This window comes from Nocardiopsis sp. NPDC101807 (assembly GCF_044766605.1).
GTDB classification, from domain to species: Bacteria; Actinomycetota; Actinomycetes; order Streptosporangiales; family Streptosporangiaceae; genus Nocardiopsis; species Nocardiopsis tropica.
On the sequence record NZ_JBIWMK010000008.1, the window covers coordinates 202,736 to 227,920 of the forward strand.

At 73.4% G+C, this 25,185-nt stretch carries 22 protein-coding genes; 9 read left to right on the plus strand and 13 right to left on the minus strand.

Annotated elements, in window-relative coordinates:
• Positions 1 to 183: 183 nt before the first annotated feature.
• The 10 genes from smc to recG all read right to left on the minus strand — a co-directional run bounded on the left by smc (position 184) and on the right by recG (position 12,337).
• On the minus strand, positions 184 to 3,729 hold the full coding sequence (gene smc, locus ACIRPH_RS24370; protein WP_402918268.1) for a chromosome segregation protein SMC: 3,546 nt from the start codon (positions 3,727 to 3,729) through the stop codon (positions 184 to 186).
• A gap of 366 nt (positions 3,730 to 4,095) precedes the next feature.
• Complete coding sequence (locus ACIRPH_RS24375; protein WP_402918271.1) at positions 4,096 to 4,287, minus strand: hypothetical protein; 192 nt, start codon at positions 4,285 to 4,287, stop codon at positions 4,096 to 4,098.
• Positions 4,288 to 4,652: 365 nt separating this feature from the next.
• Entirely contained in the window at positions 4,653 to 4,940 is a 288-nt protein-coding gene (locus ACIRPH_RS24380) for an acylphosphatase (protein ID WP_402918274.1), read from the minus strand.
• Positions 4,941 to 5,096: 156 nt separating this feature from the next.
• The gene (mutM, locus tag ACIRPH_RS24385) at positions 5,097 to 5,951 is read right to left on the minus strand and encodes a bifunctional DNA-formamidopyrimidine glycosylase/DNA-(apurinic or apyrimidinic site) lyase (RefSeq protein WP_402918277.1); all 855 of its coding nucleotides are present in this window, start codon (positions 5,949 to 5,951) and stop codon (positions 5,097 to 5,099) included.
• Between the two features lie 7 nt (positions 5,952 to 5,958).
• Positions 5,959 to 6,714 (minus strand): ribonuclease III, encoded by a 756-nt coding sequence (rnc, locus tag ACIRPH_RS24390; protein WP_402918280.1) that lies wholly within the window; start codon positions 6,712 to 6,714, stop codon positions 5,959 to 5,961.
• A 383-nt stretch (positions 6,715 to 7,097) separates the two neighbouring features.
• Positions 7,098 to 7,274: a 50S ribosomal protein L32 gene (gene rpmF, locus ACIRPH_RS24395; RefSeq protein ID WP_121187691.1), complete on the minus strand. Its 177-nt coding sequence runs from the start codon at positions 7,272 to 7,274 to the stop codon at positions 7,098 to 7,100.
• 133 nt (positions 7,275 to 7,407) lie between these two features.
• A complete protein-coding gene (locus ACIRPH_RS24400; RefSeq protein WP_402918285.1) occupies positions 7,408 to 7,956 on the minus strand; it encodes a YceD family protein in 549 nt (182 codons plus the stop codon).
• 299 nt (positions 7,957 to 8,255) lie between these two features.
• Positions 8,256 to 8,756, minus strand: coding sequence for a pantetheine-phosphate adenylyltransferase (gene coaD / locus ACIRPH_RS24405; protein ID WP_330091561.1), 501 nt, complete (start codon positions 8,754 to 8,756; stop codon positions 8,256 to 8,258).
• 471 nt (positions 8,757 to 9,227) lie between these two features.
• The gene (gene rsmD, locus ACIRPH_RS24410) at positions 9,228 to 9,809 is read right to left on the minus strand and encodes a 16S rRNA (guanine(966)-N(2))-methyltransferase RsmD (protein ID WP_402918290.1); all 582 of its coding nucleotides are present in this window, start codon (positions 9,807 to 9,809) and stop codon (positions 9,228 to 9,230) included.
• A gap of 320 nt (positions 9,810 to 10,129) precedes the next feature.
• A complete protein-coding gene (recG, locus tag ACIRPH_RS24415) occupies positions 10,130 to 12,337 on the minus strand; it encodes an ATP-dependent DNA helicase RecG (protein ID WP_402918293.1) in 2,208 nt (735 codons plus the stop codon).
• 427 nt (positions 12,338 to 12,764) lie between these two features.
• On the opposite strand from recG, the gene rpmB reads away from it, so the two are divergent.
• A complete protein-coding gene (gene rpmB / locus ACIRPH_RS24420; protein WP_013151263.1) occupies positions 12,765 to 12,950 on the plus strand; it encodes a 50S ribosomal protein L28 in 186 nt (61 codons plus the stop codon).
• Between the two features lie 134 nt (positions 12,951 to 13,084).
• Here rpmB and ACIRPH_RS24425 read toward each other — a convergent pair whose 3' ends face one another.
• On the minus strand, positions 13,085 to 13,744 hold the full coding sequence (locus ACIRPH_RS24425; protein ID WP_402918297.1) for a cellulose binding domain-containing protein: 660 nt from the start codon (positions 13,742 to 13,744) through the stop codon (positions 13,085 to 13,087).
• Positions 13,745 to 13,944: 200 nt separating this feature from the next.
• Entirely contained in the window at positions 13,945 to 14,955 is a 1,011-nt protein-coding gene (locus tag ACIRPH_RS24430) for a thiamine-phosphate kinase (RefSeq protein WP_402918300.1), read from the minus strand.
• 140 nt (positions 14,956 to 15,095) lie between these two features.
• Between ACIRPH_RS24430 and ACIRPH_RS24435 the strand changes: the two genes are divergently transcribed.
• Both ACIRPH_RS24435 and ACIRPH_RS24440 read left to right on the plus strand, forming a co-directional pair.
• Entirely contained in the window at positions 15,096 to 15,329 is a 234-nt protein-coding gene (locus ACIRPH_RS24435; RefSeq protein ID WP_402918302.1) for an Lrp/AsnC family transcriptional regulator, read from the plus strand.
• Between the two features lie 38 nt (positions 15,330 to 15,367).
• Entirely contained in the window at positions 15,368 to 15,829 is a 462-nt protein-coding gene (locus tag ACIRPH_RS24440; RefSeq protein ID WP_402918612.1) for a DUF3515 domain-containing protein, read from the plus strand.
• Positions 15,830 to 15,945: 116 nt separating this feature from the next.
• Here the strand turns inward: ACIRPH_RS24440 and ACIRPH_RS24445 are convergent, their stop codons facing one another.
• Positions 15,946 to 16,674: a DUF3105 domain-containing protein gene (locus ACIRPH_RS24445; RefSeq protein WP_402918305.1), complete on the minus strand. Its 729-nt coding sequence runs from the start codon at positions 16,672 to 16,674 to the stop codon at positions 15,946 to 15,948.
• An 89-nt stretch (positions 16,675 to 16,763) separates the two neighbouring features.
• Here ACIRPH_RS24445 and ACIRPH_RS24450 point away from each other — a divergent pair, with 89 nt between their 5' ends.
• The 6 genes from ACIRPH_RS24450 (at position 16,764) to ACIRPH_RS24475 (ending at position 25,180) form a co-directional block, all read left to right on the plus strand.
• The gene (locus tag ACIRPH_RS24450; RefSeq protein WP_402918308.1) at positions 16,764 to 17,501 is read left to right on the plus strand and encodes a DUF305 domain-containing protein; all 738 of its coding nucleotides are present in this window, start codon (positions 16,764 to 16,766) and stop codon (positions 17,499 to 17,501) included.
• 353 nt (positions 17,502 to 17,854) lie between these two features.
• Positions 17,855 to 19,300, plus strand: coding sequence for a cytochrome ubiquinol oxidase subunit I (locus tag ACIRPH_RS24455; RefSeq protein ID WP_402918310.1), 1,446 nt, complete (start codon positions 17,855 to 17,857; stop codon positions 19,298 to 19,300).
• A gap of 12 nt (positions 19,301 to 19,312) precedes the next feature.
• Positions 19,313 to 20,383: a cytochrome d ubiquinol oxidase subunit II gene (gene cydB / locus ACIRPH_RS24460; RefSeq protein WP_402918313.1), complete on the plus strand. Its 1,071-nt coding sequence runs from the start codon at positions 19,313 to 19,315 to the stop codon at positions 20,381 to 20,383.
• 171 nt (positions 20,384 to 20,554) lie between these two features.
• On the plus strand, positions 20,555 to 22,294 hold the full coding sequence (gene cydD / locus ACIRPH_RS24465) for a thiol reductant ABC exporter subunit CydD (protein ID WP_402918316.1): 1,740 nt from the start codon (positions 20,555 to 20,557) through the stop codon (positions 22,292 to 22,294).
• A 143-nt stretch (positions 22,295 to 22,437) separates the two neighbouring features.
• The gene (cydC, locus tag ACIRPH_RS24470; RefSeq protein WP_402918614.1) at positions 22,438 to 24,129 is read left to right on the plus strand and encodes a thiol reductant ABC exporter subunit CydC; all 1,692 of its coding nucleotides are present in this window, start codon (positions 22,438 to 22,440) and stop codon (positions 24,127 to 24,129) included.
• A gap of 136 nt (positions 24,130 to 24,265) precedes the next feature.
• A complete protein-coding gene (locus ACIRPH_RS24475; protein ID WP_402918318.1) occupies positions 24,266 to 25,180 on the plus strand; it encodes an EI24 domain-containing protein in 915 nt (304 codons plus the stop codon).
• The last annotated feature ends 5 nt before the right edge of the window (positions 25,181 to 25,185 follow it).

Below are 25,185 nucleotides of genomic sequence, written 5' to 3' on the forward strand. Positions count from 1 at the left end.
GCCGTCCTCCCTCCGGGGGAGGGCGGCCTCCGCCGTGTCCCGCCCCCCGGCCAGCCGGCGCGGGCCGGGACACGGACGCGGGCACCACGGCGACGACCGCCGCCCCCACCCCCGGGACCCGGGAACCCCCTGCCCCCGGACGGCGGGGACGCCGCGGGAACGGGTGCGCGGCCCGAACCGGCCTCAGGCCGGGCGCACGAGCTTCTGGCTGATGACCTGCGAGATGCCGTCGCCCTGCATCGTGACCCCGTACAGCGCGTCGGCCGCCTCCATGGTGCGCTTCTGGTGGGTGATGACGATCAGCTGCGACGAGGCGCGCAGCTCCTCGAAGATCACCAGCAGCCGCTGGAGGTTGGTGTCGTCCAGGGCCGCCTCGACCTCGTCCATCACGTAGAACGGCGACGGACGTGCCTTGAAGATCGCCGCGAGGAACGCCACCGCGGTCAGGGACCGCTCCCCGCCGGACAGCAGGGACAGCCGCTTGACCTTCTTGCCGGGCGGCCGGGCCTCGACCTCGATGCCGGTGGTCAGCATGTCCTCGGGCGAGGTGAGGAGCAGGCGCCCCTCGCCCCCCGGGAACAGGCGGCCGAAGATCGCCGCGAACTCGCGCTCCACGTCCAGGTAGGCGGACGCGAACACCTCCTGCACGCGGGCGTCCACCTCCTGGACGATGTCCATCAGGTCGCGCCGGGTCTTCTTGAGGTCCTCCAGCTGCGCGTTGAGGAACGCGTGCCGCTCCTCCAGGGCGGCGAACTCCTCCAGGGCCAGCGGGTTGATCTTGCCCAGCTGGTTGAGCTGGCGCTCGGCGGCCTTGGCCCGCTTGGCCTGCACCTCGCGCACGTACGGCAGCGGCACGGCCTCCTCGCCCGCGTCGGCGGTCGGCGGCACGGGCACGCGCGGACCGTACTCGGCGACGAGCGTGGGCACGTCGACGCCCATCTCCTCCATCGCCCTGGTCTCCAGCTGCTCCAGGCGCAGGCGCCGTTCGGCGCGGGCCACCTCGCCGCTGTGCGCCGAGCTGGTCAGCTTCTCCAGGTCGACGGACAGCTCGCGGACCCGGGCGCGCACGGTCCTCAGCTCGCCGTCGCGCGCCTCCCTCCCGGCCTCGGCGACGGCCCGCTCGTTCTCGGCGGCGGCCAGGGACACGGCGATCCGCTCCAGGGCCAGCCGTGCGCTCTCGGCCACCGCCCCGGCGACGGTGGCCTGCGCGGCGCGGACCCGGCGGCGCTCGGCGGCGCGCTCCACGGCGCGCCGCTCCTCGAAGGCCTGGGCGCGCAGCTGCTCGGCCCGCCCGGCGATCGACCGGGCCCGCTCCTCGGCGGTGCGCACTGCCAGGCGGCGCTCCATCTCGGTGGCCCGGGCCCGCGAGGCCCGGACGGCCAGCTCGTCGCGGGTCTCCGCGTCGGGGGCGTCCTCCTCGATGGAGGCGGCCACCTCCTCGGCCTCGGCCAGCTCCTCCTCCAGCCGCGCCAGCTTCTCGGCGTTCTCGTCCCTGGCGGCGGAGGACGTGGCCGCGGCGGCCGCGTAGCGCTCGGACTCCGCCTCGGCCGAACGCGCCTGGCCGCCGAGCTTGCCGAGCCTCTGCGCGGACTCGTTGCGCTTGCGGTCGCTCTGGCGGCGGCGGGCCGTGAGCTCGTCGGCCCGGGCGGCCAGGTCGGCCCGTTCGCGCTTCTTGGCCTCGAGTTCGGCGGCGATCCGCTTGGCGCTCTCCGTGGCCGCCTCCAGCCTCTCCCCCGCCTCGTCCACCGCTGCCTGGACCTCCAGGAGGCTGGGCGTCCCGGCGGAGCCGCCCTGCACCAGTGCCGCGGTGAACAGGTCGCCCTCGGGGGTGACGGCCCGGACCCCGGGCAGGGCGGCGACGAGCGCGCGGGCCGCGTGGACGCCGTCGGCCAGGGCGGTCCGGTCGAGCAGCGCGGTGACGGCTCCGCGGAGGTGGTCCGGGACCACGACGGCGTCGACGGCGTACCGGACGCCGTCGGGGAGGGCGGGCCAGGACTCGCGGGGTACGGAGGGCACGGCGTCGGCGACGACGACGCCCGCGCGGCCCGCCTCACGGTCGCGGAGGAGTTCGAGGGCGGCGACGGCCGTGTCGGGGGACTCCACCGCGACGGCTCCCGCGGCCGCGCCGAAGGCCGCCGCGACCGCGGTCTCGTGTCCGGGATCGATCTGGACGAGGGCGGCGAATCCGCCCAGCATGCCGGGCAGGCCGGAGTCGAGGAGGGGGCCCGCGCCGTCCTTGTGCGCCAGGCCCAGCTCCAGGGCCTCCTTGCGGGCGAAAAGGGCGGAACGCTCGCCCTCGGCGGTGCGCTCGGCGTCGCGGAGCCGGTTGAGATCGGTGTCGGCGGCGGAGAGCTGACGGGCCGCCAGTTCCTGCTCGGAGTCGAGTTCGGCGTCGCCCTCGTCCAGCCCGGCGGACTCCTCGGCGGCCGTCTCGTACTCCGCCTGCGCCTGCCGGGCGCGCTCCGCGGCCTGCCGGGCGGACTCCTCCAGCCTCGCGGTCTCGTCCTCGTCGGAGGACAGCCGCCCGCGCAGGCCCTCCACGCGGGCGGACAGGCGGACGAGGCCCTCGCGGCGCTCGGAGGCGGCGCGGGCGGCGGCCTCCAGCCGCTTCTCCTCGCGGTGCAGCGCGTCCTCGGCGGCGGACCGCTCGGTGACGGTGACCTCCAGGGCCTCGCGGGCCTCCTCCAGCCGGGTGAGCAGCTCCTCCTCCTGGGCGGCGGCCTCCTCGGCCTCCATCTCCAGTTCCTCGGGGTCGCGACGGTGGACGGGCTCGTCCGCGACGTCGGCCAGGTTGCGGTGGCGCTCGTCGGCGAGGCCGCGCACGGCGTCCAGCCGCTCGGTGAGGCGGGAGAGCGCGTGGTAGGTCTCGGAGGCCCGGGCGAGGGCGGGCGCGGCCGCGGCGGCCTGGGCCTCCAGCTCGGTCTCGCGCTCCTGTGTCCGGGCGAGGGCGGTCTCCGCCGCCCGGCGCCGGGTGAGGACCTCCTTCTCGTCGGCCTCCTCCTTGGCGAGCTGCTCGGTGAGGGTGACGATGTCGTCGGCGAGCAGGCGCAGGCGCGCGTCGCGCAGGTCGGCCTGGATGACGGCGGCCCTGCGGGCCAGCTCGGCCTGGCGGCCCAGCGGCTTGAGCTGGCGGCGCAGCTCGGCGGTGAGGTCGTTGACGCGGTCGAGGTTGCCCTGCATCGCGTTGAGCTTGCGGATCGCCTTCTCTTTGCGCTTGCGGTGCTTGAGGATGCCGGCGGCCTCCTCGATGAGGGCGCGGCGCTCCTCGGGGCCGGCGTGCAGGACGGTGTCCAGCTGCCCCTGGCCCACGATGACGTGCATCTCGCGGCCGATGCCGGAGTCGCTGAGCAGATCCTGGATGTCGAGGAGGCGGCAGGTGTCGCCGTTGATGGCGTACTCCGAGCCGCCGTTGCGGAACATGGTCCGCTTGATGGTGACCTCGGTGTAGTCGATGGGCAGGGCGCCGTCGGCGTTGTCGATGGTGAGGCTGACCTCGGCACGGCCCAGCGCCTGGCGGGTGGAGGTGCCCGCGAAGATCACGTCCTCCATCTTGCCGCCGCGCAGGGACTTGGCCCCCTGCTCACCCATCACCCAGGAGAGCGCGTCGACGACGTTGGACTTGCCCGAGCCGTTGGGACCGACCACACAGGTGATCCCGGGCTCGAAACGCAGGGTGGTGGCCGACGCGAACGACTTGAAGCCGCGCAGCGTCAGATTCTTCAGATACACCCACACCTCCCACGGCGCTCACCTGCCATTCACGGCACGACCATCCAAGGGTGCCACGAAGCGGTGACCGCGGGGGGTGGTTCCGGCCTGCGTCCTCCGACGGAATCGGCCACTGACCTGGGTCGGGGCCGGAGCCGGAGGAGGGGGGATGTCCGGCGGACACGGAGGGTTGTGACAGGGTCCGCCGGGTACAACGGTAAAGGAAGCCGCAAGGGAAAGGAAAATCTGCGGCGCGCGGGGTCTCGTCGGACCGTGGTGGCCGACGGGTTCCTCAGGGACGCCTGAATGACGCGTTCGGCGCCCCCGCCGGTGAACGGAACACCCCGGAAATGGTCGGCCTGTCGGCCGGTACGTCGGCGGCGCGGATCAGGCGAGCGCGGGCTCGCGGTCGGTCGCGCTGGCGGCGACATCGGTGACGGCCATGTTGAGCTGGTCGTTCTGTGCCTGAAGACGGCTGATCTCGTCCTCGAGGTCACGTACCCGCTTCTGCAGCCGCCGCATCTCCGAGACCATCCGAGGGTCGGAGCCGCCGACGTGGCCAAACAGAGCCTTCGCCATGATGTAGGTCCTCCACACTGAGTGACCGGTGGATTCTGCGCATGCGATGTCCCGCGGGATTCTCAACTGGAGTTGTCTTCTACGCGGGTGGAAGGTTGCGCGATGTGCCTTCCAGAGTCTCACTCTGCGCGCCGCCGGTCAAGATTGGATTACGACAGTACGTAACGACCACAACCCAGCGAGAGACGATCTGGGCACGTGGTGGCGCACGATTCAAACGTGACGACCCCCGGCTCCGCCGGCGTGTGCGGGCCCGCAGGACCCGCACGATGATCGCCCCACACACCCCCGGAACCCTTGCCACGAGCCCCCTGGGCCGCCGCGGTTCCGCGGTGTGCTCGAATCGCGTTACGCCTCCAGCATACTCACCGCTCGACGAAACCGGTGAACCTGCCCCCAGCCGGAGCCCAACGTTCGACCACGGAGTCCACACGACCGGGTGTACCGCCGCCCCGAAGATGGCCAAGGAGGCGTTCACAGGCCTCCCGCGGGCCCTCGGCGACCACCTCGACCCGGCCGTCCTCGAGGTTCGTGGCGGCCCCGGTCAGCCCCAGTTCGAGTGCACGAGCCCGCGCCCACCAGCGAAAACCCACTCCCTGGACGTGTCCCCGCACCCAGGCGGTCATCCGCACGGACTCGCTCGCGTTCCCCACGTTCCGACCTGCTTCCTTACCCGACAGACAGAGTTCTCTCACCGACACGCCCAAAGTCCGGCACCGGGACGTCCAGGGCTCCGTCAGGAGCCCGGCAAGAGTGCCCCCGGATTCCACCGGGTCGCCCGCCGGGCCCGGGCCCCGTCCCGCGCCCCCTCAGGAACGCGGCCGCGGCCGCCTCTGGCAGCGCGGACAGCTGAACGAGGAGCGGTTCATGAAGGCCTCGCGCACGATGGCCGCGCCGCAGCGGCCGCACGGCTGGTCCCTGCGCCCGTAGGCGTTGAGCCCGCGTGAGAAGTAGCCGCTCTCCCCGTTGACGTTGACGTACAGGCCGTCGAAGGTGGTCCCTCCCACCTCCAGCGCCTCGGTCATCACGTCGCGCGCGTGTCCCAGCAGCTCCGTCGCCCGGACGACGGACAGGGCCCGCGTCGAGTGCGCCCAGTGCAGGCCGGCCCGCCACAGCGCCTCGTCCGCGTAGATGTTGCCGACGCCGCTGATGAGCGACTGGTCCAGCAGCGCCCGCTTGACCTCGGTGTCCCTCGCGCGCAGAGCCCGCACGAACGCCTCCGGGACGAACCCGGGGTCCAGCGGGTCCAGGGCGATGTGGTCCACGGACGACGGCACGTCGACGCGCTCGCCGGGCACGTCCACCATCACGTGGCCGAAGGTCCGCTGGTCCACGAAGCGCAGTTCGGTGCCGTCCGAGAGGGGCAGGCGCACCCGCAGGTGACGCTCGTCGGGCTTGCCCTCGGGCTGGACCAGCATCTGCCCGCTCATCCCCAGGTGGGTGAGGAGCATCTCGCCGCTGTCCAGGACGAGCCACAGGTACTTCCCGCGCCGGCGTGCCGACGTGGGGACACGGCCCTCCAGACGGGCGGCGAAATCGGCGGCGCCGGGCTCGTGGCGCCGTACCGACCTGGGGTGCAGGACCTCGACGGCGCCGATGGAACGGCCGACCGCGTGTTCGGCCAGTCCGCGGCGGACGACCTCGACCTCGGGCAGTTCGGGCATGGCCGCCTCAGCCCCGGTCCTCGCCGGAGGGGGCGCCCCCGGCGGTCTCGGCGGCCCGTGCCTCGGACCTGGCCTTGATGGCCTTCCACGCGGACTCGGCGGCCTGCTGCTCGGCCTCCTTCTTGCTGCGGCCCTCGCCCAGGCCGTAGCTCTCCCCCGCGACGCGGACCGTGGCCCGGAAGGTCTTCTGGTGGTCGGGGCCGCTCTCGTCCACGTGGTACTCGGGGACGCCGAGCATCTCGGCCGCGGTGAGCTCCTGGAGGGAGGTCTTCCAGTCCAGACCCGCCCCCAGCCCGGACGCGGTGGCGATGAGCGGGTCGAAGAGCCTGTGCACGAACTCCGACGCCACGTCCAGGCCCCTGTCGAGGTAGACGGCGCCGATGATGGCTTCGAGGGTGTCGGCGAGGATCGAGGACTTGTCCCGGCCCCCGGTGCCCTCCTCGCCCCGGCCGAGGCGGATGTAGGCGCCGATGCCCAGGCCGCGGGCCACGTCGGCGAGCGCGCGCATGTTGACGACGGCGGCCCGCAGCTTGGCGAGCTGCCCCTCGGGCAGGTCGGGGTGCTTGCGGAAGAGGGTGTCGGTCACCACCAGGCCGAGCACGGAGTCGCCCAGGAACTCCAGCCGCTCGTTGGTCGGCAGCCCGCCCTTCTCGTAGGCGTAGGAGCGGTGGGTCAGGGCCCGGAGCAGGATCTTCGAGTCGACCTCGACCCCGATGGCCCGATGGAAAGCCCGGGCCTCGGAGACGGAGAGTTGGCTAGCCACTCGTTCACTTCCCTGTTCGTACGCGTCGTGGAACGGCGCGCGGACGGTTGGAGTCGGGTGTGGACCCCGCGGCCCGTCAGGGGTGCTCGAAAACGAGGTGACCGTCGCGGGAGCGTCCGCTCCCCCGGCAACCACCACGAACTCGGGAACCCGGGGCCCGGGTCTCTGGTGTGGTGCTCGGTGTTCGTGTTGCTTGTCGTTTCGTGCCCGCTGTCTCTGGGATCACTCTACAAACCCCGGCGCCGCGCTGTCTCGCGAGCGCCCGCCCGGTCTACGCCGGTGGCCCCCCGGCCCCGGCAAGCACGACGGGGCGGACCCGTGGAGGGTCCGCCCCGAGATGAGTCGGGAATCGGGTACCGGGACCCGAAGCCTGTCATCCGCGCCTAGGCCGGGTTGATGACCTGGCGGTTGTTGTAGGTGCCGCACGTCGGGCACGCGATGTGGGGCTGCTTCGGGTCACGGCAGCGCGGGCAGTTGACCAGCACCGGGCGCGAAGCCTTCCACTGGGAACGGCGGGTCCGGGTGTTGCTCCGCGACATCTTCCGCTTCGGGACGGCCACTTCAATCCTCCTGGGTCACCCCCGCGCGGTCGCGGGAGGTCGCTTATCTGGTCACCCCGCGCGCTGTGGCGGGGAGGGTGTGCTCCGGTCGTCGTCGGCGCCGGCAGGCGCCGTCCGCGATCGGTTCACGAGCTCATCGTTCGCCGGGGTCGTCCGCGAGACCGCGGAGCGCCTCCCAACGGGGGTCGACGTTGTCACCGTGGCCGTGGTCGGGGCCGACCTCGGCGAGTTTGGCCCCGCACTCGGAGCACAGGCCGGGGCAGTCCGGTCCGCACAGCGGTGAGAGTGGGAGCGCCAGCACGACGGCGTCTCGGACCACCGGTTCGAGGTCGAGCAGATCGCCCTCTAGATAGTAGTCCTCATCCTCGTCGGCCGCGTCCTCGTCCGCCCCGGAGACCTTGTCGTCCTCGCCGCCGGGGTAGCGGTACATCTCCTGGAAGCCCGCCTCCATGTCGTCGGACAGGGGGTCGAGGCAGCGCGAGCACTCCGCGGTGAGCTGGCCGCGCACGGTACCGGTGACGAGGACGCCCTCCATCACCGCCTCCAGCCGCAGGTCCAGCTCGACCTCGCTGCCCTCGGGCACGGCTGCCATCGCCGTCGCGAACGCCTCGGGGACGGTCACGATGCGGTTGACGGTCCGCATCGACCCCGGCTGGCGACCCAGCTGACGGGTGTCGACCACGAACGGGTCGCGAGGATCTAGACGAGACAGGGTAATCGCGCTTTCACGAGAAGACGGATCGCCGGGCGCGCGGAAGGCGTCGTGACGACGGCCGCGACCAGCGCGAGCGCACACCGAGAACCGGCGACGCCCATGGTCAAACCCTGATCCTACCTATCATGTCCCCGACCACCCAAATCAGGCCCCGATCAGCGCTGTGCCAGGGCCTTCCGGAACCGGTGCGGGCGCCGTCCGCGCCGCCGGGGGCGGGACCGGGGTCCGGGACCCGCGCGTGCGGCGGATCCGCGGGCCGGGGCCCCTCAGCCCTGGGCGCCCTCGGAGTCCCGCTTCGCGTACTTCTCCCGCAGTCGGCCCTGGACGTAGGGGGTGACCAGGCTGGAGACGTCGCCCCTGTGCTGGGCGATCTCGCGCACCAGGCTGGAGGACAGGAACGAGTACTGGGGGTTCGCCGTCATGAACACCGTCTCCACGCCCGAGAGGCGGTAGTTCATCTGGGCGATCTGGAGCTCGTAGTCGAAATCGCTGACCGAGCGCAGGCTGCGCACGATGGTCTCGATGCCGTTCTCCCGGCAGAAGTCGACGAGGAGGCCGTCGAACTCGCTGATCCGGACGTTGTCGAACTCCGCGGTGCCCTCCTCCAGCATGTCCAGCTTCTCCGGGACGCTGAACAGCCCGCGCTTGTTGACGTTGTTGAGCACGGCGGCGACGACCTCGTCGTACTGCTTCGCCGCCCTGCCGATGATGTCGATATGACCGTAGGTCACCGGGTCGAAGGAACCCGGACAGACGACACGGCGCACGGTGGATCGCCCCTCTCAAGAACTACCTTCGGGTAACGCGATGGTAGGGGCTCACTCCCGCGCCAATCCGGGCAACACCCACTTAGTGTCCGCATTCACGCACGGTCCGGACTCTTGTGCGCTTGTCGCACGACGACCGCCCCGCGTTCACCCCCGCACCCGGGGACCCCTACCCCGCATGTGCAAAAACAGACACTCTGCCCGATTTTCACCCTGTTCTCTCCGTGGCCGGAGGCGCTCGGACGGGGGGCGGGGGCGTGCGGAAACGGGCCGAGGGCGGGGCGGGGCCGCGGGGGCGGGGCGCCGCAGGCGTCAGCTGAGGGCGGTGGAGGGAGACGGGCCCGGGAGGAACCGCGCCGCAGGCGTCAGCTGAGGGTGGTGGTGGGTGACGGGCCCGGGAGGAACCGCGCCGCAGGCGTCAGCTGAGGGTGGTGGTGGGTGACGGGCCCGGGAGGAACCGCGCCGCAGGCGTCAGTTGAGGGTGGTGGTGGGTGACGGGCGGGCGTACCAGAGGACCGCCTCCCCGTACCCGCGGCTGCGGTCGAGTTCGAGCCCCGGGGGCCACGCGGGTTCGGCGCCGCGCTTGGAGCGCTCGACGACGACGAGGGCGTCCGGGGCGAGCCAGCCACGTCCGGCGAGGTCTCCGAGGACCCCGGCCACCTCGTCGTCGGTGACGGCGTAGGGCGGGTCGGCCACCACGAGGTCGTAGGGCGCGCCGGGGTTGTCCTGGCCGACGACCCGTTCCACCCGGTCGGACGCCAGGCGCGCTCCGGAGAACCCGAGCACCGCGATGTTGTCCCGGATCACCTGGGCGGCCTTGCGGTCGGCCTCCACCAGCAGCGCGTGGGCGGCGCCGCGGGACAGGGCCTCCAGGCCGATCGCCCCGGAACCCGCGTACAGGTCCAGGACCCGGAGGCCGTCGAGGGGGCCGAGGTCGGACCGGGCCGAGGAGAACAGCGCCTCGCGGGCGCGGTCGCTGGTGGGGCGGGTGTTGCGGCCGTCGGGCGCGGAGATGCGCCGTCCGCGGGCCGTCCCGGCGATGATGCGGGTCATGCCCCCACGGTAGCGGCCGGGAGCGGCGGACCGCGGCGCCGTCCGGGGGCAGCACGGTGCGGGCGGAGCCTGCGGCCCCCTGATACCACGGTAGGCCGGTCGACGGGGCGCCACCAGACCCGTCGCCCGCCTGTGGACGGGCTCGTCGGCGGGCGGGGCCCGGGCGAAGCGGGGACCGGACCCCGGGGGGCGGGCCCCGTCCGGGGTTCCATGCCGGACGGGACCGCGCCCGGTCGCACGGCAGGTCGCGCCCGGGACGTGGCGGAGTGTCCCGCCAGGGGCCGGGGTCTCGGACGGCCCCGGCCCCCTCGCCCCTCCCGTCAGGTCTTGTCGAGGTACTCGGCCCGCTCCTCCGGGAGGAGCGCCTCCAGTGCCTCGGCCAGCGGGGGGTGGGCCTCCAGCCCGGGGTCCTCGGCCACGTACGCGGTGGCCTCCTCCCTGGCCTCGCCGATCAACTCCTCGTCCTTGACCAGGGTGAGCATCCGCAGGCTGGAGCGGGCCCCCGACTGGGAGTCGCCCAGGACGTCGCCCTCGCGCCTCATCTCCAGGTCCACGCGGGACAGCTCGAACCCGTCGGTGGTCGCCGCCACGGCCGCCAGCCGCTCCCGGGCCGGCGAGCCCTCCTCCGCGTCGGTGACCAGCAGGCACAGCCCGGGCAGCCCGCCCCGCCCGACCCGGCCCCTCAGCTGGTGGAGCTGCGAGACCCCGAACCGGTCCGCGTCCATGATGACCATCACAGTGGCGTTGGGCACGTCCACGCCGACCTCGATGACGGTGGTGGAGACGACCGCGTCGGTCTCCCCCGCGGAGAAGCGGCGCATGACGGCGTCCTTGTCGTCCGGGGCCATCCGGCCGTGCAGGCTCTCCACGCGCAGACCGGAGAGCGGGCCCTCCGCGAGCCGGGCCGCCACCTCCAGCACGGCGAGCGGGGGGCGCCCGCCGGGGGCCTCCTCCTCCGGGGCGGCGCCGACCTCCTCGCCCGCCTCCCCCGTGTCGTCGTCGCCGATCCTCGGACAGACCACGAAGGCCTGGTGGCCCGCGGCCGCCTCCTCCCTGATGCGCTCCCAGCCGCGGGCCAGGAAGTGCGGCTTCTCCGCGGCGGGCACCACGTGCGTGGAGACGGGGGCCCGCCCGGAGGGCAGCTGGGTGAGGGCGACCACGTCGAGGTCCCCGTAGACGGTCATCGCGACGGTGCGCGGGATCGGCGTGGCGGTCATCACGAGCACGTGCGGACGGCCGCCCACGGCCTTCTCGCGCAGGGCGTCGCGCTGCTCCACACCGAACCGGTGCTGCTCGTCCACCACCACGAGCCCCAGGTCCGCGAAGGACACGTGCTCCTGGAGGAGGGCGTGGGTGCCGACGACGATCCCCGCGGCGCCGGAGGCGGCGTCCAGCAGGGCCTCCCTGCGGGCGGCGGTGTTCATGGAACCGGTGAGCAGGGCCACCCTGGTCGCGGTGTCGGCCCCGTCGATCTGCCCGGCCCGTCCGAGGGCGCCCAGCATGGCGTTGATGGAGCGGTGGTGCTGCTGGGCGAGGACCTCGGTGGGGGCGAGCATGACCGCCTGGCCGCCGGAGTCGACCACGCGGAGCATCGCGCGCAGCGCCACCAGGGTCTTGCCCGCGCCCACGTCGCCCTGGAGCAGGCAGTGCATGGGGTGGGAGGCGTCGAGCCGCCGGGCGAGGCGTTCGCCGACCTCCCTCTGGCCGTCGGTGAGCGTGAACGGGAGCTGCGCGTCGAAGGCGTCGAGGATCCCCCCGTCCGCTCCGGGCCGGGGTTTGGCCGGCAGCTCCTCGGCCTGCCTGCGGCGGCGGGCGAGCGCGAGCTGGAGCACGAACGCCTCGTCCCACTTGAGGCGGCGCCGGGCCGCGCCGACGTCGGCCCACTCCGCGGGCCGGTGGATGCGGCGCAGCGCGTCGGCGACGCCGAGCAGCCCGCGGCTCCCGCGCAGACCCGGGGGGAGCGGGTCGGGGAGGCTGTCGACGTCGGCGAGGACGGTGGCGACCGTGCGCGCGATCGTCGTGGAGTCCAGGCCCTTGACCGCCGGGTACACGGGGATGAGCTCGTCGGCGTAGGCCTGGGCCCGCTCCTCCGTGTCGCCCGCCTCGTCGAGGAGTTCGTACTGGGGGTGGTCGAGCTGGCGGCGGCCCTTGAAGGTGGACACCCGCCCGGAGAACATGGCCAGCCGCCCGGGGACGAGCGCGTTCTGGTGGTACGACCCCCGGTTGAAGAAGGTCAGGTGCAGGCGGCCGGTGCCGTCGGTGACGGTGGCCTCCATCATGTCCATGCGCCGGCGCCCCTGGCGGGCGGGGACGGTCCGCCTCCTGGCGTCCAGGACGCGGGCCTGCACGGTGACCTCCTCCCCCTCGCGGAGCGCGGCGAGGTCGGTCAGGTCGCCCCGCCGGTCGTACCTGCGCGGGTAGTAGCGCAGCAGGTCGCCGAGGGTGTGCAGGTCGAGCTTCTCGGCGAGCGCCTTCGCCGTCTTGCCCCTGAGCGGTCCCCTGCTCAGCGGTTCGTCCCAGGTAGTCACGTCTGTTCCCGTCCCGGCGTCTCTGGATCGCTGGTCACCGCAACGGTAGACCCCCGCTGCGACGCTCGTGCGCCCACCGCGTCGTCGTCGGCCGGGTTCGCCGGGGGCCGGGCCGCCGACCGTGCCCGTCGGCGGCCGGGCGTCCGCCCCACCCGGCCGGGGTATACTCGTCAGAGTTCATCGCGTTTTCGCCATGCCCGCCATGGGGGATTCGATGCGCCGGTGGGTGCTGGGGTCCTCGACCACACCACGTTCCACCGTTGCGCGTACGGGCGCTGGCCAGCGGTCTGATCCGTGTACGGCCTTGTCCTTCGTGTACTCTTCCACGGTTGGCGTCCGCGCCGACCTGTCCGCCCGACCTCTCCCGGTCGGATGAATCTTCGCGTGCGGCGACGTGCGCGATCCTGAGCGCTTGAATGGAGTTACCGTGGCTTCCGTATGCGACGTTTGCGGCAAGGGACCAGGGTTCGGTAACAGTGTTTCCCACTCGCACCGTCGCACCCGCCGCCGCTGGAACCCCAACATCCAGACTGTTCGCACCCGTGTCGGCGGCACGCCCAAGCGCGTGAACGCCTGCACCTCGTGCATCAAGGCCGGCAAGGTGACCCGCTAGGGTTCCCGCACCGCTGCATGTTCCTCGATGGCCCTCCGACCACGGTCGGGGGGCCATCGTCGTGCCCGCGCCCCGACGGTGCGGGAGGAGGCGCGGCGGCCGGGCCGCACGGGGCCGTGCTCCGGCCGCCGGGGTCACAGCTCGCAGACGTGCCCGTTGAGGGAGCAGCGCACCGGGCTCTGCGGGACGCCCAGGGCCTCGAAGGTCAGGGTGGCGGAGGCCCCCGGGTCCAACCCGTCCCGGTTCCCGGGCTGCCGGGCGAGGATGCCGTCGTCGATCGGCTCCCAGTCGGCGTCGCTCACGTCGGTGATCTCGGCGCTGTCGAAGGCCAGGGCCAGTTCCCAGGCGTCGAGCCTGGTCCGCGAGGTGTTGGTGACGGTGACGTGGCCGGTGAACCCGACCGACGTCGACCCCAGCACCTGGTAGGCGACCGTGGTGGGCTCGGCGCCCGCCTGGTTCTGCGGGCCCCGGGGCAGGTCGGCGGCCGACTCCTCTCCCTCGGTTCCCGGGGAGGCGTCGTGGGTCGGCTGGGCCCCGTCCTGCGTCCCCGGCGCCCGGCTCGACCCCGGCGCGCCGCCGAACTGCAGATAGATCTGCGTGGTGCTGTAGCCGAACAGGATCAGCCCGAGGATGACACCGGAGACGACGAGCACGTTGAGGAGCCGGGGCGGTTCGACGCGTTTGGGGACCGTGCTCTCGATGAGGCCGCCGAGCCGCCGCAGCACGCCGACGTCCGTCGGCTCGCTGCGGTGCGCACCCCGCCGGGTGCCGTTCTGCCAGCCATGGCGCCCCATAAACCGCCTCTCGACGCTCCGCTGCCCGCCCGTCGCCCTCGGTCACGCCGGGATGTCTTCTCCGCCCGTTCCCGGGCCGCTCCTCGTGGGACTCCCGGGGCCGCCGCGCCACACGGACCCGGGCGGTCAGCCCGGAACGAGACGCGGGCCGCGTTGGAGAAGCCTAGCGTGACAGCCAAACAGGACAAATCCAAAGGGGCTCACCCTTCGCGGAAATGATCCCAGCCCCTGTTCCGGGGCGCACGCCCGTCCACTGTGACAGGGTTCTCCTCCCCGGCCCCGCCACCCCCCGGGGTCCCCGCTGCGGGGCCGGTGACCGATCCGATCCGGTGCCAGTGGCCGGGCAGAGCGGCCTCCGGGGGGAACGCCGCGACCAGGGCGTGGTCCTCCCCTCCCGCGACCATGAGGGCGAGCGCGGCCTCCGTCGCCGCCCCGGGCCCCTCGGCGCCGAGGACGGCGGCCGCCTCCAGGAGCGCGGGTTCGGGGCGCAGCGCCGCCGAGTCCAGATCGATGCGCACGCCGCCGGCCCGGCAGACGTGTCCGAGGTCCTGTACGAGGCCGTCGCTCACGTCGAGCATGGCGGTGGCGCCGAGCCGGGCCGCCTCGGCGCCCCGCGCGTAGGGCGGGCTGGGGCGGCGGTGCTCGGCCAGGCACTCGGCCGGGCCGTCGATCCCCCGTTCCAGCAGGGCCAGGCCGGCGGCGGACAGCCCGAGGTGGCCGGTGTAGGCGACCACGTCGCCCGGTCGGGCCCCGTCCCGGCGGACGGGCGCCCTCCCCTGGAGGTCGCCGAGGGCGGTGACGGCGATGGTGAGGGTGTCCGAGCCGACCATGTCGCCGCCCACGACGGCCCCGCCCGCGACCGCGCACTCGTCGCGCACCCCGGCGGTGAACTCCTCGGCCCAGGCCACGGGGAGGTCGGAGGGGGCGGCGAAACCGATGAGAAGGCCGGTGGGGCGGGCGCCCATGGCGGCGACGTCGGCGAAGTTCTGGGCGACGGCCCGGTGGCCGACGTCCCGGGCGGTGGACCACTCCCGCCGGAAGTGGCGCCCCTCGACCAGCAGGTCGGTGGTCGCGACCGTGCGGCCGTCGGGCGCCGCGACGACCGCCGCGTCGTCGCCGGGTCCGAGGATTACATCGTCCGTCGTGGGGAATTGGCTCGTCACGCGCGTGATCAGAGCGAACTCCCCCAGGCCCCCAATGGTGTTCTGCACAGGGATCAGGGTACGGTGACGCTCCGGCGCAGCGGTCCGGACCCACGTCCGTCATCCGTTCGTCATCGGCCGCACCGTCGGCCCGGCCGGGAACCGCTCACCGCCCACCGCTCACACCCGGCGCACACGAAGGAGTTCTCATGGTGCAGGCATACATCCTGATCCAGACCGAGGTCGGTCAGGCTGCGGAGGTGGCGGAGCGGATCCGGGGCATCGAGGGGGTCGAGAAGGCCCACGACGTGACCGGGCCCTACGATGTGATCGTCCAGGCCGAGGCCTCCGACATCGACTCGCTGGGCACCCTCGTGGTGGCGCGGATCCAGCGGTTGGACGGGATCGCCCGGACTCTCACCTGTCCCATCGTCAACATCTGACGCGCTCCGCCGCGTCGTCGGCACCCCGGGGGTTGCTTGTGCTGAGGCGGTTCGCCGGAGCGGGTCTGGCCGTCGCGCTCGTGGCGACGGGCTGCGGCGCACAGACCGTGCGGATGGAGCCCCCCGAGGCGGACGGGGCGACCGCGCGGACCTGCGCGGGGCTCGTCGAGGCGCTGCCCGACACACTGCTGGAGGCCGAGCGCGCCCGGGTGCGCCCCGATTCGGAGCTCACAGCGGCCTGGGGCGATCCGGCCATCGGACTGCGCTGCGGGGTCCCGCGGCCCGTGGCCCTCGCTCCGGACTCCCTCCTCCAGGAGGTCAACGGCGTGGCCTGGCTGCCCCAGCCGGAGGACGCCCCCACCCTGTACACGGTCGTCGGGCGCGAGGCCTACGTCGAACTGTCGGTCCCGCCGGCCCACGGCGCCCCGGCGGGGGCGCTGAGCACGGTCAGCGACCTGGTCTCCGAGCACGTCCCGCCCCTGCCCGACGGCGAGCTCTGACCGGCCCCGGACGCACGGGCGGGGGCCGCCGGCGTACGGCGGCCCCCGCGGTCGTGGGACCCGGCTGAGGAGCCCGGTCCCCGTACCAGGTGTTCAGGGAGCGGGCGGGGACGCCGTCACTCCTCTTCCTCCATGGGCTGCTCCTCGGAGCCCTCGGCCGGCGCGTCGGGGTTCTCCTCGCCCGAGCCCTCGGCTCCCCCACCGCTGAGCAGGGACTCGACCTCGGCCGCCGTCTCCGCCACCTGGCCGGAGCAGGAGGCCCCCGGCTCGGGCACGTCGGTGCCGCGCTCGTAGAGGCGCACGAACCGCTGGAGCATCTCGTCGTCGGCGGTCTCGGCCGTGATCTGGCGGCCCCAGCTCGAGGCGACGATCGGCGCCTCCATCTCGCCCTCGTAGGGGCTGATGACGAGGTAGTCGCCCGCGTTGTACATGCCCACCAGCTGCTCGACCTGGTCCTCGGGAAGGCCGGGCTCGTAGTTGATCCACACGGCGCCGTGCTCCAGGGAGTGGACCGCGAACTCGGGGGCGACCGGCTCGGGGTACACGCCGCAGTTCTGCCAGGCGCTCCAGTGGTCGCCGCCCACGGGCGGGGACTGCTCGTAGTCGACCGACTGGCCCGTCTCGACGTGCTCGTACGAGGGGACCTCGTACTCGGCCACGTTGGAGACCGACCGGCTGCGGACCTCCATGAAGACGAGGAAGGCGATCAGGCCCACCACCAGAACCACAGCGGTGACGACCCCGGAAATGGTAAGGATCTTACGGCGGCGCTCCTCTTTGAGGCGTTGCGCCTTGAGCTCGGCTGCGCGTTGGCGGCGCTCCTCCGCCGTCTTCTTCTTTGCCACGGGGTCTCCTGAGGTGGGTGGTGACATAAGGGACTTATCTATCCTCTACTTTGGCACCACAGTTGGGCGATTTGACCAGGATGGTTCCCATGGAACAGACGAACGGCCCCGATGCGGGAGCCTCCGACGGCGTCGGGGACGCCGACGGAACCCCGGACGAGGGCGAGCACCCCCGGGCGGAGCGGGACCCGGAGGAGGGCGCGTCCGCGCAGGTGTCATGGCGTTCGGTGCCGACCTGGACCGCGGTGATCCTCGTCGCACTGGCCCTCGCCGCGGGGTATCTCCTCGGGCGCCCGTCCTACCCGCTGGACACGGGGGCGGACGCCGGATTCCTGCGCGACATGAGCGCGCACCACGCCCAGGCCGTGGACATGTCGATGATCGTCCTGGACAAGACCGAGGACCCCGAACTGCACACGGTCGCGACCGACATGGCCCGCACGCAGCAGGCGCAGATCGGCATCATGCAGGGGTGGCTGATGGCCTGGGACCTGCCCGCCCGGGGCGCCCGGCCGCCGATGACCTGGATGGAGGGGCACGACCACGGGGGCGGCGGCGGGGAGGTCCCCGACACCATGCCGGGGCTGGCGAGCCCCGAGGACCTGGAGGCCCTGGAGGCCGCCGAGGGCGTGGAGGCCGAACTCCTGTTCCTCGAACTCATGATCGCCCACCACCAGGGCGGCATCGAGATGGCCGAGGCCGAGGTGGACCTGGGCGGCGAGGAGATGGTCACCCGGTTCGCCCAGGGGATGATCGACGCCCAGCAGTCGGAGGTGAACCTCATGGAGGGCATGATCGACGACCGGGGCGGCTCCGGAGGGGACTGACCGACCACCCCACGCACACGACGACGGCGCGCACCCGGCCACCGGGGCGCGCCGTCGTCGTGTGCGGGCCTCTCCCCGCCCCGCGGGAGAGGGCCCGGCGCGGCGTGTGCCCAAGCCCACAGGACCCCTCCGCCGTCCGCGGCGGGCGGTCCGAACACGGAACCGCGGCCGAGTCCGCGCAGCTCAGGGCGGTTTCTCCCACCCGGACCCGGTCCGGCGCGGCCCGCGTGCGCCTCCCCGGGCGACCGCCGAGACGCGGACCACACACGGTTGGCGGGGGCCCGCAGAGCCGACGACACGACGTAGCACTACATTGTGTAGTACTACCGGAAGTCGGTACCTGAGAGGTGGGCATGGAAGCTCTTGAACTCGCGAGGTGGCAGTTCGGCGTCACCACGATCTACCACTTCCTGTTCGTCCCGCTCACGATCGGACTGTCGTTCATCGTGGCCGTGCTCCAGACCCTCTGGTACCGCACAGGCAAGCACGAGTACCTCCAGGCGACCCAGTTCTTCGGCAAGCTCTTCCTGATCAACTTCGCCATGGGCGTGGTCACCGGCATCGTGCAGGAGTTCCAGTTCGGCATGAACTGGAGCGAGTACTCCCGGTTCGTCGGCGACGTGTTCGGGGCGCCCCTGGCCATGGAGGCCCTGCTCGCCTTCTTCCTGGAGTCGACCTTCATCGGGCTCTGGATCTTCGGCTGGCACCGGCTCCCGCGCGGCGTCCACCTGGCCTGCATCTGGATGGTGGCGGTCGGCACCAACCTGTCCGCCTACTTCATCCTCGCCGCCAACGCGTGGATGCGTCACCCGGTCGGCTTCACCGTCAACGGGGAGAACGGGCGCGCCGAGCTCAACGACATCTGGGCCGTCCTCAGCAACGACCAGGCCTGGTCCACCTACCTGCACACCGTCTCGGCGGCGTTCATCACCGCCGGCCTGTTCGTCGTGTGCGTCAGCGCCTACAAGCTCTGGCGCAACCAGCGGCACGGCGACACCGGCGTCGAGGGCGTCACGCCGCCCGGGAGCGACTTCGCCCTCTTCCGCGGCACCCTCAAGGTGGGCCTGGTCTTCACCCTCGTCGCCGGGGCGGTCGTCGTCTTCTCCGGCGACCACCAGGCCAAGCTCGCCGCCGAGTACGAGCCCATGAAGCTCGCCGCCGCCGAGGCCCTGTGGGAGACCGAGGAAGGGGCCCCCTTCTCCGCCCTGGCCGTGGGCGACACGGAGGAGCGCTACAACCCCATCGACGTCACCATCCCGAACGTGCTCAGCTTCCTCGCGACCGGCACGTTCGACGGCGAGGTCCACGGGATGAACAACCTCCAGCAGGCCTACGAGGAGTACTACGGCCCGGGCGACTACACCCCCAACGTGTTCGTCGTCTACTGGTCCTTCCGCCTGATGATGGGCCTCGGCCTCGCCGGGGTCGCCGTCGCCGCCCTGGGCCTGTGGCTCACCAGGGGCAGGGAGCGCACCCCCACCAACCGGTGGTTCTACCTCGCGGCGATGCTCGCCCTGCCCGCCGCCCTGGCCGCGAACATCTTCGGCTGGGTGCTCACCGAGATGGGCCGGCAGCCCTGGACGGTGCACGGCTACCTGCTCACCGCCGACAGCGTCTCACCCGGGGTGAGCCTCGGGACCGTCGCGATGAGCCTGAGCATCTTCACCGCCGTCTACGGGCTCCTCGCCGTGGTGGAGGTCGGGCTGCTGGTCAAGTACGTCAAGGCCGGACCCTCCCACCTCGTCCCCGCCCTGGAGAACGACGAGGACGAGTCCGAGATCCCGCACTTCAGCTACTAGGAGCCACGGACCATGGAACTCCCCGTCATCTGGTTCATCGCCATCTCGGTCCTGTGGATCGGGTACTTCGTCCTGGAGGGGTTCGACTTCGGGGTCGGCACGCTCCTGCCGTTCATGGGCAGGCGCAACTCCGTCGACCGCCGGGTCGCCATCAACTCCATCGGCCCGGTGTGGGACGCCAACGAGGTGTGGCTGCTCACCGCGGGCGGCGCCATGTTCGCCGCGTTCCCCGCCTGGTACGCCTCGCTGTTCAGCGGTTTCTACATCCCGCTGTTCGCCATCCTCATCGCCCTGATCCTGCGCGGCGTCGCCTTCGAGTACCGAGGCAAGCGCGACAGCGACGCCTGGCGGACCTGGTGGGACCGGGCGATCTTCTTCGGCAGCGCCACGCCCGCCCTGCTGTGGGGCGTCGCGTTCGCCAACATCGTGCGGGGCGTGGCCATGGACGCCGACCACATCGTCACCGCCTCCCTGCCGGACCTGCTCAACCCCTACGCCCTGCTCGGCGGGCTGACGACGCTGTCGCTGTTCACCCTGCACGGGGCGATCTTCCTGACCCTGAAGACCGACGGGCCGGTGCGGGTGCGCGCCCGCCGGGCCGCCCTGGTCACGGCCTGCGCCGCGGTCCCCGCGGGCGCCGCCTTCCTGCTGTGGACCCAGGCGGCGTACGGCCACCCGTGGACCCTGCCGCTCGTCGCCGTCGCCGCCTCCGCCCTGGTGGGCGGGGTCGTCGCGGCCTGGAGGGGGCGCGAGGGGTGGTCGTTCGCGTTCACGGCGCTGACCATCCTCACCGCCGTCGCCGCGCTCTTCGGGGCGCTCTTCCCGAACGTGCTCCCCTCCACCACCGACCCGGCGTTCAGCCTGACCGTGGACAACGCGTCCTCCGCGGACTACACGCTCACGGTGATGACGTGGGTGGCGGTGGTCTTCCTGCCGCTGGTGCTCCTGTACCAGGGCTGGAGCTACTGGGTGTTCCGCCGCCGGGTCACCGGCGCCTCGGTGACCGGGGAGAGCGTCACCGCGACGGACGGACCGGGGCGCGGGGGCGGGGCGGCGGAGCCCCGGAGGACCCCCGCCGCCTGATCCGCGGGGCCGGGAGCCCCGACCCGCGGCGCTCCCGGCCCGGCGCGGGGCTCCCCGCCGGGCCGGGGCGCCCCGGTGGATACTGGCCCGGGGCCCGCACCGCGCCACCGTGTGGGGAACGCACACCCCGGGTACCCGCGGGACCCGGCCGAGACGACGAGGACCGCACGCATGAAACCCCTTGATCCGCGCCTGGTCCGCACCGCGAGCGCGGTCCGGGTGCACCTGGCGGTCTCCGTCGTCAGCGGAGTGCTCATCACCGGCCTGATCCTGGCCCAGGCATGGCTGCTCGCCCGCGCCGTCACGGGCGCCTGGCAGGGCGAGGGCCTGGACGCGCTGGGCTGGGCGGTCGGCGGCGTCGCCGCCATCGCCCTGGCCCGTGCCCTGCTGTCCTACCTGGCCGAGACCTCCGCCCTGTACAGCGCCGCGCGCACGAAGTCCCAGCTGCGCCGCCGCCTGGTGGCGCACGTGACCGGGTCCGGCAGGGTGTGGACCGCCGGCCCCGGCTCCGAGGAGGGCCAGGGGTCGCCGAGGGCGGGCGAGCTGGTGACCCTGGCGACCAGGGGCCTGGACGCCCTGGACGACTACTTCGCCCGCTACCTCCCCCAACTCGTCCTGGCGGCGATCGTGCCGCTCGCCGTCCTGGCCGTCGTGTTCCGGGCCGACTGGATCTCCGGGATCGTCGTCCTGGTGACCCTCCCGCTGATCCCGGTCTTCATGGCGCTGATCGGGATGCACACGCAGGCGCGCACCGACCGGCAGTGGCGGCTCCTGAGCCGCCTGGGCGGCCACTTCCTCGACGTGGTGGAGGGACTTCCGACCCTGGCGGTGTTCCGCCGCGCCAAGGCGCAGGCGGCCATCATCCGCCGGGTGGGCGAGGACCACCGCCGGGCGACGATGGGGACGCTGCGGGTCGCGTTCCTGTCGGCGTTCGCGCTGGAGCTCCTGTCGACCCTGGCGGTGGCGCTGGTCGCCGTCGAGGTGGGCCTGCGCCTGCTCGGCGGCCACATGGACTACCAGACCGCCCTCCTCGTGCTGATCCTCGCACCCGAGGCGTACCTGCCGCTGAGGGAGGTCGGCGCCCGGTTCCACGCGAGCATGGAGGGCGTGGCCGCCGCCGAGCAGGTGTTCGCCGAACTGGACCGCAGGCGCGGCGGGGAGGCGGCGGAGGGCTCCGCTCCCCCGGCGACCGGCCGGGCCGCCGCCGCGGCGGGCGGCGACATCCGCTTCGAGGGCGTGGGGATGAGCTACCCGGGCAGGGACGTGCCCGCGCTGTCCGGGCTGGACCTGGAGGTCGCGGCCGGGGAGCACGTGCTGCTCACCGGCCCCAGCGGCTCGGGGAAGACCACCCTCCTGTCGCTGGTGCTGCGGTTGACCGAGCCCACGGCGGGGCGGATCAGCGTGCGCGCGCCCGGCGGCGGGTGGGAGGCCCTGGACGCGATCCCGGCCGACGACTGGAGGCTCGGCATCGCGTGGGTGCCCCAGCACCCCTACCTCTTCGACGTGTCCGTGGCCGACAACATCCGGCTCGGCGCCCCCGGGGCCTCCCCCGAGCGGGTGCGGGAGGCGGCCCGCCTCGCCGAGGCCGACGCCTTCGTCCGCGCCCTGCCCGACGGCTACGACACCAGGCTCGGCGAGCGCGGCGCACGGCTGTCGGCGGGGCAGCGGCAGCGCATCGCGCTGGCCCGGGCGATGTGCCGCGACGCCCCGCTCGTGCTGCTGGACGAACCCACCGCCCACCTGGACCCGGAGAACGCCGCGGCGGTGCGCACGGCCGTCGCCAGGCTCCTGGAGGGGCGGACCGCCGTCATCGTCGCCCACGACACCGGTTGGGCGCGCGGCTTCCCCGACGACACCCTGCGGACCGTGACGCTGCCACTGCCGACCCGGGAAGGGAGCGTGCCGCGATGAACCGCGACGACGCCGGGAACACCGCCGGGGCCGCCCCGGACAGCCGGGCCGAGGGGGCGTCCGGGACGGATGCGCGGATCGGCCCCGGCGGGGACGTCCCGCCGCTCCCGGGGGACGGGCGCCGGCGCGACCCGCTGTGGCGGATGGCCGCCCTGGCGCGGCCGCGCGGCGCGAGGTTCGCCCTCGGGGTCCTTCTGGGAGCGGCGGCCACCGGCGCCGGGGTGGCACTGCTGGGGGTCGCCGCGTGGATGCTCGCCACCGCGGCGAACCATCCCGGCATCACCGCGCTGGGCTTCTCCGTGGTCGCCACACGTGCGCTGGGCGTGGGCCGCGGCGTCGCGCGCTACCTGGAGCGGCTGGTCACCCACGACGCCGCGTTCCGGACGCTGGCCGAGGTGCGGGTGCGGGTCTACGAGCGGCTGGCCGCGACCGAGCCGTTCGGGCGCTTCCGCTCCGGCGACCTGGTCTCCCGGCTGGTGAACGACACCGAGGCCACCCTGGACCTCCTGGTGCGCGGGCTGACCCCCCCGCTGATCTCCCTGGTGACCGGCGGTGCGACCGTCCTCTTCCTGACGGCGGTGTACGTGCCGGGCGGGCTCCTCCTGGCCGGCGGCCTGCTGCTGGCCGGACTCGCGGTCCCGCTCGCCGCCGCCGCGCTGGGCCGGGAGCCGGGCCGGCGGCAGGGCAGGGCGCGCGGCGAGCTGTCCACCGCGCTCGTGGACACCCTGCACGGGGCGCCCGACCTGGTCGCCTACGGCGCGATGGGCCGGCAGGTGGAGCGGGTCGACGCCGCCGACGCGGAGCTGACGCGCCTGGCGCAGCGTGACGCGGCGGTCCTCGGCCTCGGGGCCGGGGCGTCCGCGCTGATCACCGGGCTGACCGTGTGGGGGGCCCTGTTCCTCGGGGTGGCCGCGGTGGAGGGCGGCTCGCTGAGCGCCGTGTCACTGGCGGTCCTGGTCCTGACGACCCTGGCGGCGTTCGAGATCGTCGCCCCCCTGCCCGCCGTCGCGGCGAAGCTGGGGGCGATCCGCGCGAGCGGCGCCCGCCTGTTCGGGGTGCTGGACACCCCGCCCGCCACCGCCCCTCCCACCCGTGCGGGCCTCGACCCCGGGGGTGACCCGACGGTGCGGGTGCGGGACCTGCGGGTGCGCTACGGGCCGGACGAGCCGTGGGCCCTGGACGGGGTCGACCTGGAGATCCCCGCCGGGTGGACGGTCGCGGTCATCGGGCCGAGCGGGGCGGGCAAGAGCACCCTGGCGTCGGTGCTGCTGCGGTTCCGCGACCCCGACGGCGGCCGGGTCGAGCTCGGCGGCGAGGACATCACGACGTACCCGGCGGACGAGGTGCGCGGGATGGTGTCCGGGGTCCCGCAGGACCCGCACGTGTTCGCCTCGACCCTGCGGGAGAACCTGCGGCTGGCCCGGCCGGAGGCGGACGACGGCGAGTTGTGGGAGGCGCTGCGGCGGGCGCGGCTGGCCGACGACGTCGCGGCGACCCCGAAGAGGCTGGACACGCAGGTGGGCACGCACGGTCTGGGGTTGAGCGGCGGGATGGTGCAGCGGCTGGCGCTGGCCCGCGCCGTGCTGGCGGCGCCCCGGGTGCTCGTGCTGGACGAACCGACGGCCCACCTGGACCCGGACACCCGCGACGCGGTGGTGGACGACCTGCTCGCCGCCGCCGAGGGGTTCTCCACCCTGCTGATCACGCACGACATGACGGGGCTGGACCAGGTGGACCGGATCTACGTGGTGCGCGACGGGAGGGTCGTCCAGCAGGGCACGCACGAGGAGCTCGTGCGCGCGGAGGGCTGGTACCGCGACGTCGGCTCCGGCTGATCCCGTCGGCCCCCCTCCGCGCGGGGAGGCCGGTGACGCTCCCTCCGCGTCGGAGGTCCCACCGTCCCGGCCCCCGCCCGCGCGGGGGACCCGGCCCGGATCTGACACCCGGGCCGGGTTCCTCTAGTGTTCCCCCGTGGCCAATCCTGTACGTGAGTTCTTCGGCGGCGTCGGCGTCCTGGCACGCGGCTTCGCCCTGCTTCTGCGCAAACCGCGCCTGTTCCTGCTCGGGGCCCTGCCCGCCCTGATCACCTCCCTGGTCTTCCTGGGCCTGCTGGTGCTCCTCGTGGTGAACCTGGTCGACCTGGCGGCCTGGGCGACACCCTTCAGCGACGGCTGGGACCCCTTCTGGCAGGGGCTCCTGCGCGGAGCCGTGTCGGTCGGCATCCTGGCCGGGACGGTCCTGCTGATGGTGGTGACGTTCACGACCGTGACCCTGACGCTCGGGTCGCCGATCTACGACAAGATCACCGAGCTGGTCGAGGAGGAGCTGGGCAACGCCCCCGAGGAGCCCGACGAGTCGCTGATGGCGTCGATGTGGCGTGCCGTGCGCCAGTCGCTGGTGATCGTCGCGGTGTCCCTGCTGGTGTCGGTGCTCGTCCTCGTGGTCGGTTTCATCCCGCTGGCCGGGCCCGTGGTCGGCCCGGTGCTGGCCGCCCTGCTGGGCGGGTGGCTGCTGGCGATCGAGCTCCTGGCGAGCGCGTTCGACCGCCGGAGGCTGACGACCATCCGCGACCGCAGGCAGCACATGGCGAAACGGCGGATGCGGGTGCTGGGCTTCGCCGTGCCGACCTACCTCCTGCTGGCGATCCCGTTCGTGGCGGTCGTGGTCTTCCCCGCCGCCACGGCGGCCGGCGCGATCCTCACCCGCGACCTGGTGCCCTCCGGCCCCGCCGGGCCCGGGCAGGTCGGACCGGGCGGGCGGGCCCTCGGCGGCCCGTCCGGGAGCGCGTACCGGGGAGCCCCCGGCACGGAGGGGGCCCCGCCGCCCCCGGCGTACCCGGGCGACCAGGGCCCGCAGCACCCGCCCCGGGGACCGCTCCAGGGGTGAACCCG